The organism is Bradyrhizobium sp. UFLA05-112 (genome assembly GCF_053572325.1).
The window spans coordinates 106205-120001 of the sequence record NZ_JBANBK010000014.1 but is presented as its reverse complement, the minus strand read 5'-3'; the positions used below and the strand labels follow the sequence as shown (position 1 = coordinate 120001).

Here is a 13797-nt window from a genome sequence, read left to right as displayed (position 1 = left end):
GTCAAAACGGGCCGTTATCGGCCTCGCTATATCCCATTATATATCACGATGGCCGAGTTTTCGCCAATCACCCGATTGGGAAAAGCGATCAAAACCGGGCTAGACGTCGGGTAGAGCAACGATATATCGTGTTGAATATAACGACAAGTGCCTCGGAGCCTGTGATGGAAATTAGCGTCAAGTCGCTCACGACCTGCGAGGTCGCCGCCGATGGGGGCGCCATCTCGCTGCGTTTTGAGGATGCATCGGGAAATTCGGGCGCGGTTCACGTCTCCCTCAATCAGGTCGGCGCCCTGATCATGACGCTGCCGGGCCTGCTCGAAGCCGCGCTGAAAGCCCGCTATGGCGACCAGAGCCTGCGCTACGCCTATCCGCTGGCGTCCTGGGTGGTCGAGCAATCGACGGACGTGACCCAGCGCATCATCACGCTGGAAACGGAAGATGGCTTCAAGGTTCGCTTCTCGATTCCGAAGGCGGAGCAGAGCCTCCTGAGCGAGGCGCTGGTCCAGCCGGCACCGGAGATGACGGTGCGGCCGAACTAGGCCGTGTGCGCATAGACCCTGCGCCGCAGATCCATCAATCCGTCGAGATCGACGTGCTCACGCGTGAGCCGAGCAGCAGGGATTCGCTGAGATGGCGGGCACCCTCTTACTTTGTTCTTACCCGAGGTGGAAAAGAGGCGTAGAATTATGGGGCGCCAAAAGGGTAGCGCACGACCGGCAATCGTCCATTCGCATTGCAGAACCCAACTCCAGCTGGAGCGGCACTGGGTTTGGGTTCGTGAGGTTTCATCGAAGCCGCAGCGACCGTCGCTCGGCTAAGAGCGAGGGCCACGCAGTTGCAGGAGAAGCCCAAGCAAATAACGCAGCGGCGGGGAAGTGCGCTGACAAATATGGCCGTTGCAGCACTGATTATTGCTGCGCTCTATTTTGGCCGGGAAGTTTTCGTTCCGGTCGCTCTGGCCGTTCTCTTGAGCTTCGTTCTCGCGCCCTTCGTCATCCGTCTATATTCATGGCGAGTTCCGCGCACGGCTTCTGTACTCATAGTCGTCTTCTTCGGATTTGCGATCATATTCAGTTTAGGCGGGCTTATGGTCTCGCAGGCAACGCGCCTGGCCGCCAGGCTGCCCGGATATCAGCAAACTCTGAGTGACAAGATCGAGAGCCTTCGCGGGTTGATGGGTGGTTCCGGAACGTTGGAACAGGCCTCCACCGTTCTCAAGGAACTGGGGACAGAGTTGCAACGTGGTGATGCGACCACTGGCAGGCCGGACAATGGGCTCGCGAGACAAGCAACAGACAGAACGCTTCCGATACCCGTTGAAGTCAAGCAGCCCGACCCAGGTGCTCTCACAACGCTCGCCAAAATTATCGAGCCTTTGCTTTCGCCGCTCACGACGACGGGAATCGTCGTCATTTTCGTGACCTTCATCCTGCTGCAACGCGAGGATCTGAGGAATCGCCTGGTCCGTCTTGCCGGCTCGGGCGACATTCAGCGCACGACGGCAGCCCTTGATGACGCGGGCAAGCGCCTGAGCAAACTCTTCCTGACCCAGATTATCTTCAACGCAGTGTTCGGTCTGGCAATCGGCTTAGGTCTCGAATTGATTGGCGTGCCCTCCGCTCCGTTGTGGGGCCTGTTAGCGATGATCCTGCGGTTCGTTCCCTACATTGGTGCGCTGATCTCAGCCATTTTTCCGCTCATTCTCGCTGCTGCCGTTGGTTCGGGCTGGCAAATGTTGGTGCTGACAGCTCTATTGTTTGTGATCCTGGAACTGCTCGCAGGACAGGTCCTCGAACCATTGATCTATGGCCATAGTTCCGGCCTGTCTCCTGTCGCAATCATCCTGTCTGCGTCATTCTGGACGTGGCTTTGGGGCCCAGTCGGACTGGTCATGGCGACGCCTCTGACGATCTGTCTCGTTGTCGCGGGACGACATGTCGAGCGGCTCAAATTCCTCGAGATCATGTTGGGCGACCGACCTCCTCTGAGCCCGCCTCAGCTGGCCTATCAACGGATGCTGGCGGGGGATCCCCTTGAAGCGGCGGAACAAGCGCATGAGTTCCTCAAACGGGCGTCGCTTGAGGAATACTGTGACACGATCCTGCTTGAGGGATTGAGGCTCGCAGAAGCCGACCGCCGATTAGGCCATCTCGACGAAGAACGGTTAAATCGTATTGCTTCAACAGTCGACGAACTGGTGGCCGACCTGGAAGCGCACCACGATTTGGACTCGCCGGCTCAGGACATGAGCTCGAGCCCCGGTGCCGCGATCGCGATCGAGCAAGCAAGGACGCAACGCAAGTTGATTGAGGAGGAAAACAGATCGCCGCGTTCGGTGCTCTGCATTCCAGGCTCCGGAAAGCTCGACGAAGCGACGGCGCTGGTGTTGTCCTATTTGCTGCGGCACCGTGGTATCGAGGCGATGGCGGAAGAGGCGGACGCGCTATCAACGGCGAAATTCTTTTCGCTCGATATGGCGGACACCTCGCTTGCTTGCCTCTGCTACGTCGGCCAGCCGTCCACCGCCAAGATTCAAGATGTCGTTCGCAGGCTCAACAAGAAGAACGCCGACGCCCGCATTCTGCTCGCCCTGTTTGGAACCGGTGCAGCCGCGCCGACGGTGGGTGCAGTCGGCGCGACGGTTTGTGCAGGGTCATTTGGCGTCACGTTGGAAGCAATAGCTCAAGGGGCCGTCAAGCAGGACGGTCTTATGGCCGTTGGCAAAGATATTACTGCTACCTAATTCAAGTCCGCCCCAGCAGGGGAAGGGCTCAGTGTAAGCAATCCCACTATGCCCCCCGCGTCCGTACTTCGACGAGGCAGCGGCCGTAGTCGTCGTAGGATGGCCATGCCGCGAGAGGCCCAGCACCCTTGATGCCGCCGATGTGACTATTCGTGAAGTCGCTATTTGTTGGGACGGTGCGACGCGAGCCTTACCTAAGCAGCCATGGCGGTCGTTTGGAGAAAAAGCGATGCGTTCTATCTTGGCCTTGAGCCTTTTGATCATCCTGTGTGGTTCTGCGAGCGCGGCTACGGTACATCGCGCGCACCAGCGGCACGCTATTGCTCGTCCCGATCAGGGCACGATCGCCTCGGATCCCGCTTCGGGCTTTGCCTACGCGCCAGATGCGCCGCCGATCCACTACCGGGCGGCGCCGTACAATGATTACGATGGACCGTATCCGGGAGCTTCCCAGGGTTACGCGCCTGGCGAACGCGAACAATTTCTCGACAGTGTGAGACGGGGTGGCTAGGCCGCCCGCATTTCCGGCAGAAGCGGACATCTAAGCCTTCCTGAGTGCACCTCCAAAGCCGTTCGGACCGCTCACGCCTTCCGTGAGCGCTTGATGTCCGTCTTCAGCGCCATCAGCTCCTTGCGCACGGCGCGCGCTGCGTCGCGCTCGATCTTGCGGTAGCGCGCGACGAGCGCGGCGCCGAACGGGGTCAGCATCGCGCCGCCGCCGTTCTTGCCGCCGGTCTGGGGCTCGACCGCGGCGTGTCCGCAGATGCGGTTGATCTCATCGACGAGATCCCAGGCGCGCTTGTAGGACATGTCCATGGCACGGCCCGCGGCCGAGATCGAGCCGTGCTCCCTTATGTTCTCAAGGAGCTGGATCTTGCCGGGCCCGATCCGGTCCTCGGCATCCAGATCGATCCGGACGCTCAATTGGGGAAGCGATTTTGCGCCTGCGCGCGACATGACTGGCTCTCTTCGGTCTCAGTTTGCGAGATTGCCACCGGGCAGGCCACCGAACAAGGTAAACGGGCGGGATATCCCTTGATGGCGATTTTATGAACGGCACGTTGCGTTCCCGCGGCTGCTGGTCGCAGCTCGGCCGGCTTGATTTGGCAGGGACGAACTTTATCTCTCGCTTCAACAGAATCCGGGCCCCTCTGACGAGGCCGCCGATCCCCTCGGCCAACCTCGTGATGTCGGATGACCTGTCCCGCGCGCGAATGCGCTTGGATTGGACGATCGTTGGGCCCAGCGCACCTGCTCTCATCGACCAGCCATCCTCGTCGCTTCCCGCGTGCGGTCACAACCGTAAGCTTGAGGAGCTATGATGCCTGACGCAGAACCTTTGAGCCCCATCCGGGGCGAGATCACCGAACCGTCCAGTCTGCACGAGCAGGCAGCCGCCGCGCTCGTGATTGCTGGCGCGCTGGTGGCCGTCGCCGACCGCCGTGTCGCTGCAGTCGAGCGCGAGGAGGTGACGCGCTTCATCCGGGAGCGCGGGCTCGCCCCGCACATCTCCGAAGCACGGCTGGCCGCGATGTTCGACGAGCTTGCCGAGCGGCTCGAGCAGCCAGATTTTGCCAATGTCGTCATCGACACGCTGCGCCCGGTCTCGGACCTGCCGCTGGCCGCGCATCTGGTCGACATCTCCGAGCGCGTCGCCGCGGCGGACGAGGATGTGCATCCTCATGAGGTGCAGGCGATCAAGCTGCTCCGCCTGCTCACGCTGGTGCTGCCGCGATCGAAGCCGGTCGCCCCGGTCGCAGCGCGCAGCGAGGGCCGCCCCGCATCCGGAGCGTGAGCATGAGCGCAGGCATCGACGATCACGCAAGATCGCGCCAGCGCGCCACCGGCGAGGCGGCCGGTGGCGATCCGCGCCTTGACGCGCTCATCAGTCGCCTGCCGCCGCGCGTGGCCGGCACCGTCACCTATCTGCTGCGACCTTCAAGCCGCTGGGTGAGGATGCCTGCCGGCGCGCTGCTCGTCGCCGGCGGCGTGCTGTCGTTCCTGCCGGTGCTCGGCATCTGGATGCTGCCGCTGGGCCTCGCACTGCTTGCCGAGGACGTGCCTGGCCTCCGCGCGCAGCGCTCGAAGGTCCTGGACTGGATCGAGCGCCGCAAGCCGCACTGGCTCGATGCCGCCTCGCGTCCGAATGATCGGACATGAGCGAATTCATCACCCCCGACGCGCTGACGGCACTGTTTCAAGTCGTGCTGATCGACCTCGTGCTCGCCGGCGACAATGCCGTTGTCATCGGGCTTGCCGCGGCGGGCCTGCCCGCCGGCCAGCGCCGCCGCGCCATCATCGTCGGCATCGCGGCTGCGACCGTGCTGCGCATCGTCTTCGCCGGCGTTGCAACGCAGCTTCTCCAGGTGCTCGGCCTGCTGCTGGCCGGCGGTGTGCTGCTGCTGTGGGTCTGCTGGAAGATGTGGCGCGAATTGCGCCAGCAGGCTGCAGGCCATGGCGAACTGGTCTTCGGCCACGCCGGAGCAGGCAGTTCGGCCGGCGCGCCGGCGCCGCGCAAGACGTTTCGGCAGGCCGCGATCCAGATCGTCGCCGCCGACGTCTCGATGTCGCTCGATAACGTGCTGGCTGTCGCGGGCGCCGCACGCGAGCATCCGTTCATCCTGGCCTTCGGCCTGTTGCTGTCGGTCGCGCTGATGGGCGTTGCCGCCGATCTGCTCGGCCGCGTGCTCCAGAAGCAGCGCTGGATCGCCTATGTCGGTCTCGCCATCATCGTCTATGTCGCCTTCGAGATGATCTGGCGCGGCTCGCTTGAGCTCGCGCCCGTCATCGCCAGCCTCTGATCCCAGCCTTTCTGACTTCGTCCGCATTCCGGAGTGATCCATGACGTCTGAATCCCAAGCACCTTCGAGCCGCGCTGCGTCCCCGCAGCTCGGCCTGGTCCCGCGCCTGATCTTCGGCTCGCGCTGGCTGCAATTGCCGCTCTATGTCGGCCTCATCGTCGCGCAGGCCGTCTATGTCCTGCTGTTCCTCAAGGAGCTCTGGCATCTCGCCGCGCACTGGTTCGACGTCAACGAGCAGCAGATCATGCTGACCGTGCTCGGGCTGATCGACGTCGTCATGATCTCCAATCTGCTCGTGATGGTAATCGTCGGCGGTTACGAGACTTTCGTCTCGCGTCTCAACCTGCGCGGCCACCCTGACGAGCCGGAATGGCTGAGCCACGTCAACGCCAGCGTGCTCAAGATCAAACTTGCGATGGCGATCGTCGGCATCTCCTCGATCTCGCTGCTCAGGACCTTCATCGAGGCGGGCAATCTCGGCACCGCGCGCAGCAATTTCACCGAGAGCGGCGTGATGTGGCAAGTCATCATCCACATCACCTTCATCGTCTCCGCGATCGGGATCGCCTGGGTCGATCGCCTGAGCGAGGCCGCACATCGCAGGGCGGCCGATCACGCGAAGGCTGTCGGCCATTGAGCCCGCGCTTTCGCCTTGCTCAGATGTGGCGCGCCCGCGCCAGCGTCTCCGAGGGCGTCTCGTCGAAGGCCGACTTGTAGCTTTTGGCGAAATCGCCCATGTGCCAGAAGCCATTGGCCAGCGCTGCGGCCTTGACGGTGAGACCTGTGCTTCCGCTCACGAGCTGCTTGCGGACGGTCCATAGCCGCTTCGCCCGCAGATAATGATGCAGGCTCATGCCGTGGACGGTTTGTGCGGCGGCCTGGAGCGTCCGCACGGAGACATTCAGGGCGGTTGCGAGATCGTCGCTGTAGAGCGGTACGCTCCCGAGCAGCATGACCTGCTCGTCGAGCTGCGCGATCAGCCGGCGATGCCTGTCGAACGATCCGGGGCGCGCGCGCGACGCGGCGTCGGCAACGAACGCGGCGTCGAGCGCGCCCAGCAGCGTTTCCTGGATCGGACGGTTGATGGCCTCGAATTGTCCGGGATCGTTGCAGCCCGACGCCAGGCAGAACATGTCGAGGATCGCAGCCCGCAAGCACTGCCTCGGCTCGTCGGCAAGCCGGTAGAACTCGAGCCCGGCGTTGAAATCGGCCCAACCGCGATGGCGCATGTCGGAGTTGAAGCGCAGCATCAGATAGGTGTTGGCGTAGCGCTCGATGGCGCGCATCGGGACCTTGCCGCGCACGAGGCCAATCATGGAGTTGTCGATCTCGCGGCCATTTACGACGGAATGCGCGGCGAGCGGTACGATGAGGCCGACGCCGCGATCGATGCCGATGTCCGCCTCCAGATGACGCGCGAAGGAGCGCTGCATGACCATGAGGCTGTCTGGGAGTGGCAGGCTGGCGCGGAACACCGAGAAGTGTCGCGGTTCGAGCGGAATGCTGGTGCCGCCGCCGAGCACCTCGGTGGGACGGAACTGATCGAAATCGGTGAAGTGCTCGATGATCAGGTTTCGCGACGGCTTCAGCCAACGGACGGGCATCTTCGTTTCTCAACTCGAGCGTCGTCCAAGAGCCGTGGTCCTCCTTGTCTCGGGCATCGGATGGGACCGGCGCGCGGATGAAGGCGATGGAACTCCCGCGCGCCGGATTGAGCAAAGCGCGTGACGCGGCAAGCGCTTCATGGATGGTTCAATGCGCTCGACCGTGCAGGGGCGAACGACTGAGCAGTCTTTTTGGTGTTTGAGGCAGCCGCTGAGGGCAGCTGCGGTTCGAGGCGTTTCCTCACAGGGGCGGCATTAAAATACCTTCCGGCAATGCCGTCCCATGAACCATAGATAACCGCCTGGAACTTAAGCCGATATGGCGAATGCGCGGCGGTTTGGTATTTTGCGCGGGATGAGCCTCGGTTTCGCGTCAAACCGAGGGCTTGGGATGTCGTCATGCCCAATCGACTGGACGACCTGTCCGCACGGGGATTTTCGAAGACACTGACGCTGGATGCAGCGAACGAGCTCGCCCACGCGATGTACGGCGGCGATGCCCGCGTCGAGCGGCTCGGGCAGACGCGGCGCGTAACGATCGATTTCAAGGCGATCCATTTCGGCGCGGCGCAACTGATGCGGGTCGATCTGGCCGGCTTGAGCGTCGAGCGCAGCACTGACGATTCCCTGCACGTCTCGATCCCCGTCACGGGCGGCTTCCGCCGCGGTCGCGGCGACAATCTGCAGGACTATCACCCGATGCGCCAGGCCAGCATCGGCCGGCCATTCGAGCGGTCGAAGCTCGAGGTCACGGACGCCTCCGTGCTGGTGTTCTATGTGCCTGGGAACGTCGCGGTCGAACGCGCCGAGCGGCTGACCGGCCGCACGCAGGATGCGGACGTGCTGTTGTCCGAGTTGAGCGAAGGTCTCGATCTCGGCGCGCCGGTCGCCGCTGCGCTCGCCCGGCACTTGAACGCAGCGATGGCCGAGATGACCAGCCTGAACGCTATCGGCATGGGGCCGCTGGCGGCGGCTGCGACCGAGGAGATGCTGGTCAATCTGGTGACGGCCGCAATGTTTCCACGCGTCGCGCAGGCGCTCTCCGTGAGCCATATCGACCGCAGCCCGGCCATCGTCCGCCGCGCGCGCGATTACATCAAGGCGCATGCTGACCAGCCGATCGAGATTTCGAAGCTCGCGGCCGGGCTCGGCGTCAGCCTGCGCTCGCTGCAGGAGAATTTTCAGCGCTATCTCGGCTATTCGCCGCGCGACTGGATACTGACATGCCGGCTTGAACGCGCGCGCGAGCGGCTGCTCGTTGATGATGGTCAGGGGTCAGTGACGACGGCGGCGCTCGATGCCGGGTTCAGCGATCTCGGACATTTTGCCGGAAAATATCGCGACAGGTTCGGTGAGCTGCCGTCGGAGACGTTGCGGCGCGTGAGAGGCGACGCAGTCTAGCGAAAACGTCTTCTTGCTCTCAGGGGACCAGCGAGGAGGCGTGCCGCGCGTTGCGCCGACGCTAACGCATTCGTTCAAATTGTCTGCAATTCGCCGACCCGCGAGCAACTCTCCCGACAAATGCCGCGCAGTCTTAAACCCGGCCTTTGGAACCCACCTGCATCCTCCCGGAAAAGGGTGGGGCCTCAACATGTCTGTTTTCAAGGAGATCGTCGCTGCGGTTGCGGGAGTGTGCGCACTCCTGTTCGTCTGCGACGCATTGTTCGGCATCAGCGAGACGCGTTTCGACGATGCCTATTACAGCCGCGACTTCTATGCGCCGCGGCCGAAAGAGTTTCGCTTCGCGAGCGACACGCCGCCGGCGGTCCGCGTTAGCGACGCCTTCGCGCAGTTCTCGCCGACCGAAGCAAAGCTGAACAAGCGCTACTCGTCGCTGACGACCGTCATTCGCTAGCCGTCACTCCCCCTGGATCCATTCGGCCATGCCGCGCCAGAGCGCGTCGCGGTGGGCGGGGCGGAAGAAGCCGAAATGGCCGATTGTCTTGACGCCAATGTCGGACGGCTTGACCGTGACCACCTCCGGCTTGATCGCGGTGAAGCCGGCGCAGAGCAGCTCGACTGCGGACCGCGTCGCCCAGGGATCGTCTGAAAAGGTGAGGGCGCGCAGCGCGCCCTTGTAGCTTGCGAAGTTTGCCAGCGCCGGCAACCTGGAATCAAAGAGGTGGCGCGGGCTGCTCACCCATTTGGTGCCTTGCAGGAACACGCCCTTGGGTAAATCTTCGCCGATGCCGAGCCAGCCCGGCGCGTAGCCGAGCAGATGAGCCACGGGCACGCCGATGAAATTCATGAACGCGAACACGCGGTAGTTTTCCGGTGGCGGGATCAGTTTCCACGTTGCGGCTTGCGACGCCACGAACAGCGCCCGGGAAATCTCGCCGTTGTTCGCGATCAGCCCGAGCGCCTGGCCGCCGAAGGAATGGCCGACATAGTTGAGGGGCAGTGTGTGATAGCGCTCGCGCATCCAGGCGACGGCGGCGGTGACGTCGAGCGCGGCCCAGTCGGACATCGAGGCCTTGAAGCCGACCAGCGATTTCGGCTGGTTGTGGCCGACCAGCGCCGGCAGGCGGGAGTCGCCGATGCCGCGATAGTCGTAGGTCAGGACCGCACAGCCGCGATGGGCGAGGTAGGAGGCAAAGCCGCGATAGATCTTTCGCGGGACACCGGTGGCAGAATTGATCAGGACGGCGTGACGCCTGGCGCCACGCGGCAGGAACAGGGTGCCGCCTAGCGAATACCCGTCGACGGCCGGGAAAGTGATGTCGTCGATAAAGACGTCGTCGAGTGCCGCGTCCATGAGCAGCGTACGCCCCAAAGTTTCTCCCGCAGTCCCCAGCAAATGTGAATTCGGCTTTGCCCGCAAGGGCTTGCATGCGTAAATGGATTTACAACTGGCGAGGCGATGCTAGCCTGTGTATAAGGCGGCTCGCGCAACCCACAGATCAGGTTGCAGTTTTTGCTTTGAGAAAGAGGATTTGCGATGTCCGAGCGGTGGACACCCGAGAGCTGGCGCAGCAAGCCCGTGCTGCAGGTCCCCGACTATCCCGATGCGAAGGCGTTGGCCGATGTCGAGGCGCAGCTTGCGAGCTTTCCGCCGCTGGTGTTCGCCGGCGAAGCGCGCAACCTGAAGAAGGCGCTGGCCCGCGTCGCGGCCGGCGAGGCCTTCCTGCTCCAGGGCGGTGACTGCGCCGAGAGCTTTGCCGAGCACGGCGCCAACAACATCCGCGACTTCTTCCGCGTGCTGCTCCAGATGGCGGTCGTGCTCACCTATGCGGGCGCCGTCCCCGTGGTGAAGGTCGGTCGCGTCGCCGGCCAGTTCGCAAAACCGCGCTCCTCGCCGACAGAGAAGGTTGAAGGTATCGAGCTGCCGAGCTATCGCGGCGATATCGTCAACGACATCGCGTTCACCAGGGAAGCGCGTGTGCCGGATCCGCAGCGGCAGCTGATGGCCTACCGCCAGTCGGCGGCGACGCTGAACCTGCTCCGCGCGTTCGCGACCGGCGGCTTCGCCAATCTCGGCAGCGTGCACCAGTGGATGCTCGGCTTCCTGAAGGATTCTCCACAGTCCCGCCGCTACAAGGAGCTGGCCGACCGCATCTCGGACGCGCTCAACTTCATGCGCGCCTGCGGCCTCGATCTCGAGAGCCATCCCGAGCTGCGCGCGACCGATTTCTACACCAGCCACGAGGCGCTGCTGCTCGGCTACGAGCAGGCGATGACCCGCGTCGATTCCACCACCGGCGACTGGTACGCCACGTCAGGCCACATGATCTGGATCGGCGACCGCACCCGTCAGCTCGACCATGGCCATGTCGAATATTTCCGCGGCATCAAGAATCCGATCGGGCTGAAGTGCGGCCCGTCGCTGAAGGCCGACGAGCTGCTCAAGCTGATCGACGTGCTCAACCCCGACAACGAGCCCGGACGGCTGACCCTGATCGGCCGCTTCGGCTCCGACAAGGTCGGCGAGCATCTGCCGAACATGATCCGCGCGGTGCAGCGCGAGGGGCGTGTGGTGGTCTGGTCCTGCGATCCCATGCACGGCAATACCATCACCTCCACCACGGGCTACAAGACCCGGCCATTCGACCGCATCCTCTCGGAGGTGAAGTCGTTCTTCGCGATCCACGCGGCGGAAGGAACGCATGCCGGCGGTGTGCATCTGGAGATGACCGGCAAGGACGTCACTGAATGCCTCGGCGGCGCGCGCGCGATCACGGACGAGGACCTCAACGACCGCTACCATACGGTCTGCGATCCCCGCCTCAACGCCGAGCAATCGATCGACATGGCTTTCCTGGTCGCGGAGCTCCTCAAGCAGGAACGCGTCGGCAAGGCCAAGCCGATGCCGTTCGCAGCGGGGCTCTAAGACCTTGCTGCGGATTTGGAAGGCCACGATCAACTCCCGTAACGGTCTGGCCTTTGCGTTTCGCTCGGAGCAGGCCGTCCGTGAGGAGATCTTTGCGCTCCTGCTGTCGCTTCCGCTGGCCTGGTTCATCGCCGTGACCGCGATGCGCGCGGTCGAACTGGTGTGTGCTGTCGCATTCGTGCTCGTGGTCGAACTGCTGAACACTGCGATCGAGAAGCTCGCCGACCGTCTCACCATGGACCACGACAAGCAGATCGGGCGGGTCAAGGACATGGGCTCGGCTGCCGTCGGCGTGGCGCTGCTGATGGCCGGCGCCTTCTGGATCTTTGCGCTCGTCGAGCGATTGGGTTTCGTCTAGCCACAGGATTGGACAACAGGCGATCATGACCGAACGTCTCAACGAATTCGCGGTCACGCTCGCCCAGCTCAATCCGACGGTGGGCGATATCGACGGCAATGCCGCGAAGGCGCGCGCGGCACGCGCGCAAGCCGCAAGCGCCGGCGCCGATCTCGTGCTGTTTCCGGAATTGTTCATCGCCGGCTATCCGCCCGAAGACCTCGTGCTGAAACCTGCCTTCCAGTCCGCCTGCCGCGCCGCGATCGAAAGCCTCGCGCGCGAGACCGCCGATGGCGGTCCCGCCATGCTGGTCGGCACGCCCTGGGTCGAGGACGGCAAGCTCTACAATGCCTGCGCGCTGCTCGATGGCGGCCGCATCGCCAGCCTGCGTTTCAAGGCCAACCTGCCGAACTACGGTGTGTTCGACGAGAAGCGGCTGTTTGCGCGCGGGCCTGCAGCCGGCCCAATGACCGTGCGCGGCGTGCGGATCGGCGTGCCGATCTGCGAGGACATCTGGCTGGAGGAATCCGAGGACTACGAGAACGTCGTCGAGACGCTGGCCGAGACCGGCGCCGAAATCATCCTCGTGCCGAACAGCTCGCCTTACGCCCGCGACAAGGGCGACGTGCGCTTGTCGGTAGCGGTCGCGCGCGTGACCGAAAGCGGCCTGCCGCTGGTCTATCTCAACCAGGTCTGCGGGCAGGACGAGTTGGTGTTCGACGGCGCTTCGTTCGCGCTGAACGGCGACCTCTCGCTTGCCGCGCAACTGCCGGCATTCGAGGAGAGCGTCACCACGCTGCACTTCACCAAGGCCGGCGACGATTGGCGCTGCACTGGTCCGATTGCGCAACTGCCCGAAGGTGACCGGGCCGATTATGCGGCCTGCGTGCTCGGCTTGCGCGACTATGTCGGCAAGAACGCTTTTCCCGGCGTGCTGCTCGGCATGTCCGGCGGCATCGATTCAGCCTTGTGCGCGGCGATCGCCGTCGATGCGCTCGGTGCCGATCAGGTGCATGGCGTGATGCTGCCGTACCGCTTCACGGCGCCAAGCTCGATCGCGGATGCCGGCGAGCTCGCAGGTCATCTCGGGATCCGCTACGAGGTGCTGCCGATCGCAGAGGCGGTGAACGGTTTTGAGACCATCCTCTCCGACATCTTCAAAAATCTGCCGCCCGATATCACCGAGGAAAATCTCCAGGCGCGCACCCGCGGCATGCTGCTGATGGCGATTTCCAACAAGACCGGGCTGATGGTGGTGACCACCGGCAACAAGTCGGAGATGTCGGTCGGCTACGCTACGCTCTATGGCGACATGAACGGCGGCTTCAACCCGATCAAGGACATCTACAAGACGCAGGTGTTTCGGCTGGCGGCCCTGCGCAATGCGTGGAAACCGGATGGCGCGCTTGGCCCCTCCGGCGAGGTCATTCCGCCCGACATCATCACACGCCCGCCGACGGCGGAACTGCGCGAGAATCAGCTAGATCAGGATTCGCTGCCGGCCTACGATCTGCTCGACGCGGTGCTCGAGCGCCTGGTCGAGCGCGAGGACCCGCTGGAGGAGATCATCGCCGCAGGCTTCGACCGTGCGGTGGTGACGCGGATCGACCACCTCCTCAACATCGCCGAATACAAACGCCGTCAGGCCGCGCCGGGCGTGAAGGTGACGCGCAAGAATTTTGGTCGCGACCGCCGCTATCCCATCACCAACCGATTCCGCGACAAGGGCGAGCCCTTGCCTGCGCCGGACGAAACGCTGGTCTCGCGCGGCAGCCGCGCCTCGATCGACGCGTTCGAGGGGTAGAGTTAGCGAGTTTGGAGACCGGTGTCGTAAGCCAGGCGGCCTCGCCAGCCGTGACGCTGTCATCATCCGCGACCCGGCTACGCCAAGGCTTCGCCGAGGCTAAGGTCCAGGCGCGCCAAAGCTTTAGCGTAGGCGGCAGGCGGATGATTCAGCACTCCGGGGCGCATGTCGTCGGAAA

At 63.6% G+C, this 13797-nt stretch carries 14 protein-coding genes; 11 read left to right on the top strand and 3 right to left on the bottom strand.

Annotated features, from left to right (window positions below):
* The first annotated feature begins 164 nt into the window (after window positions 1-164).
* On the top strand, window positions 165-542 hold the full coding sequence (locus tag SO180_RS11275; RefSeq protein WP_449378886.1) for a hypothetical protein: 378 nt from the start codon (window positions 165-167) through the stop codon (window positions 540-542).
* A gap of 296 nt (window positions 543-838) precedes the next feature.
* The gene (locus SO180_RS11270) at window positions 839-2746 is read left to right on the top strand and encodes an AI-2E family transporter (RefSeq protein ID WP_449378885.1); all 1908 of its coding nucleotides are present in this window, start codon (window positions 839-841) and stop codon (window positions 2744-2746) included.
* Between the two features lie 582 nt (window positions 2747-3328).
* Here SO180_RS11270 and SO180_RS11265 read toward each other — a convergent pair.
* Entirely contained in the window at window positions 3329-3703 is a 375-nt protein-coding gene (locus SO180_RS11265; RefSeq protein WP_449378884.1) for a winged helix-turn-helix domain-containing protein, read from the bottom strand.
* A gap of 364 nt (window positions 3704-4067) precedes the next feature.
* Here SO180_RS11265 and SO180_RS11260 point away from each other — a divergent pair, with 364 nt between their 5' ends.
* The 4 genes from SO180_RS11260 to SO180_RS11245 are packed head-to-tail and all read left to right on the top strand — an operon-like array spanning window position 4068 to window position 6184.
* Entirely contained in the window at window positions 4068-4541 is a 474-nt protein-coding gene (locus SO180_RS11260; protein WP_449378883.1) for a TerB family tellurite resistance protein, read from the top strand.
* Window positions 4542-4543: 2 nt separating this feature from the next.
* Complete coding sequence (locus tag SO180_RS11255; protein WP_449378882.1) at window positions 4544-4906, top strand: hypothetical protein; 363 nt, start codon at window positions 4544-4546, stop codon at window positions 4904-4906.
* The gene (locus SO180_RS11250) at window positions 4903-5547 is read left to right on the top strand and encodes a YjbE family putative metal transport protein (RefSeq protein WP_449378881.1); all 645 of its coding nucleotides are present in this window, start codon (window positions 4903-4905) and stop codon (window positions 5545-5547) included. Before SO180_RS11255 ends, SO180_RS11250 begins: the two co-directional genes overlap by 4 nt.
* A 40-nt stretch (window positions 5548-5587) precedes the next feature.
* The gene (locus SO180_RS11245) at window positions 5588-6184 is read left to right on the top strand and encodes a TIGR00645 family protein (protein WP_449378880.1); all 597 of its coding nucleotides are present in this window, start codon (window positions 5588-5590) and stop codon (window positions 6182-6184) included.
* A gap of 19 nt (window positions 6185-6203) precedes the next feature.
* Here SO180_RS11245 and SO180_RS11240 read toward each other — a convergent pair whose 3' ends face one another.
* A complete protein-coding gene (locus SO180_RS11240) occupies window positions 6204-7151 on the bottom strand; it encodes a helix-turn-helix domain-containing protein (protein WP_449378879.1) in 948 nt (315 codons plus the stop codon).
* A gap of 399 nt (window positions 7152-7550) precedes the next feature.
* On the opposite strand from SO180_RS11240, the gene SO180_RS11235 reads away from it, so the two are divergent.
* Together SO180_RS11235 and SO180_RS11230 are read left to right on the top strand one after the other, a co-directional pair.
* A complete protein-coding gene (locus tag SO180_RS11235) occupies window positions 7551-8552 on the top strand; it encodes an AraC family transcriptional regulator (RefSeq protein ID WP_449378878.1) in 1002 nt (333 codons plus the stop codon).
* 190 nt (window positions 8553-8742) lie between these two features.
* On the top strand, window positions 8743-9006 hold the full coding sequence (locus tag SO180_RS11230; protein WP_449378877.1) for a hypothetical protein: 264 nt from the start codon (window positions 8743-8745) through the stop codon (window positions 9004-9006).
* 3 nt (window positions 9007-9009) lie between these two features.
* On the opposite strand, the gene SO180_RS11225 is transcribed toward SO180_RS11230, so the two are convergent.
* The gene (locus SO180_RS11225; RefSeq protein ID WP_449378904.1) at window positions 9010-9906 is read right to left on the bottom strand and encodes an alpha/beta hydrolase family protein; all 897 of its coding nucleotides are present in this window, start codon (window positions 9904-9906) and stop codon (window positions 9010-9012) included.
* 183 nt (window positions 9907-10089) lie between these two features.
* Between SO180_RS11225 and SO180_RS11220 the strand changes: the two genes are divergently transcribed.
* The 3 genes from SO180_RS11220 to SO180_RS11210 are packed head-to-tail and all read left to right on the top strand — an operon-like array spanning window position 10090 to window position 13619.
* Window positions 10090-11478 (top strand): class II 3-deoxy-7-phosphoheptulonate synthase, encoded by a 1389-nt coding sequence (locus SO180_RS11220; RefSeq protein ID WP_449378876.1) that lies wholly within the window; start codon window positions 10090-10092, stop codon window positions 11476-11478.
* A gap of 4 nt (window positions 11479-11482) precedes the next feature.
* Window positions 11483-11836, top strand: coding sequence for a diacylglycerol kinase (locus SO180_RS11215; protein ID WP_449378875.1), 354 nt, complete (start codon window positions 11483-11485; stop codon window positions 11834-11836).
* A 25-nt stretch (window positions 11837-11861) separates the two neighbouring features.
* Window positions 11862-13619 (top strand): NAD+ synthase, encoded by a 1758-nt coding sequence (locus SO180_RS11210; protein WP_449378874.1) that lies wholly within the window; start codon window positions 11862-11864, stop codon window positions 13617-13619.
* Window positions 13620-13797 lie beyond the last annotated feature (178 nt).

Coding starts and splice junctions, on each gene's coding strand:
- SO180_RS11275 (WP_449378886.1), top strand. CDS start 165: ATGGAAATTAGCGTCAAGTCGCTCACGACCTGCGAGGTCGCCGCCGAT.
- SO180_RS11265 (WP_449378884.1), bottom strand. CDS start 3,703: ATGTCGCGCGCAGGCGCAAAATCGCTTCCCCAATTGAGCGTCCGGATC.
- SO180_RS11260 (WP_449378883.1), top strand. CDS start 4,068: ATGCCTGACGCAGAACCTTTGAGCCCCATCCGGGGCGAGATCACCGAA.
- SO180_RS11255 (WP_449378882.1), top strand. CDS start 4,544: ATGAGCGCAGGCATCGACGATCACGCAAGATCGCGCCAGCGCGCCACC.
- SO180_RS11250 (WP_449378881.1), top strand. CDS start 4,903: ATGAGCGAATTCATCACCCCCGACGCGCTGACGGCACTGTTTCAAGTC.
- SO180_RS11245 (WP_449378880.1), top strand. CDS start 5,588: ATGACGTCTGAATCCCAAGCACCTTCGAGCCGCGCTGCGTCCCCGCAG.
- SO180_RS11240 (WP_449378879.1), bottom strand. CDS start 7,151: ATGCCCGTCCGTTGGCTGAAGCCGTCGCGAAACCTGATCATCGAGCAC.
- SO180_RS11235 (WP_449378878.1), top strand. CDS start 7,551: ATGCCCAATCGACTGGACGACCTGTCCGCACGGGGATTTTCGAAGACA.
- SO180_RS11230 (WP_449378877.1), top strand. CDS start 8,743: ATGTCTGTTTTCAAGGAGATCGTCGCTGCGGTTGCGGGAGTGTGCGCA.
- SO180_RS11225 (WP_449378904.1), bottom strand. CDS start 9,906: ATGGACGCGGCACTCGACGACGTCTTTATCGACGACATCACTTTCCCG.
- SO180_RS11220 (WP_449378876.1), top strand. CDS start 10,090: ATGTCCGAGCGGTGGACACCCGAGAGCTGGCGCAGCAAGCCCGTGCTG.
- SO180_RS11210 (WP_449378874.1), top strand. CDS start 11,862: ATGACCGAACGTCTCAACGAATTCGCGGTCACGCTCGCCCAGCTCAAT.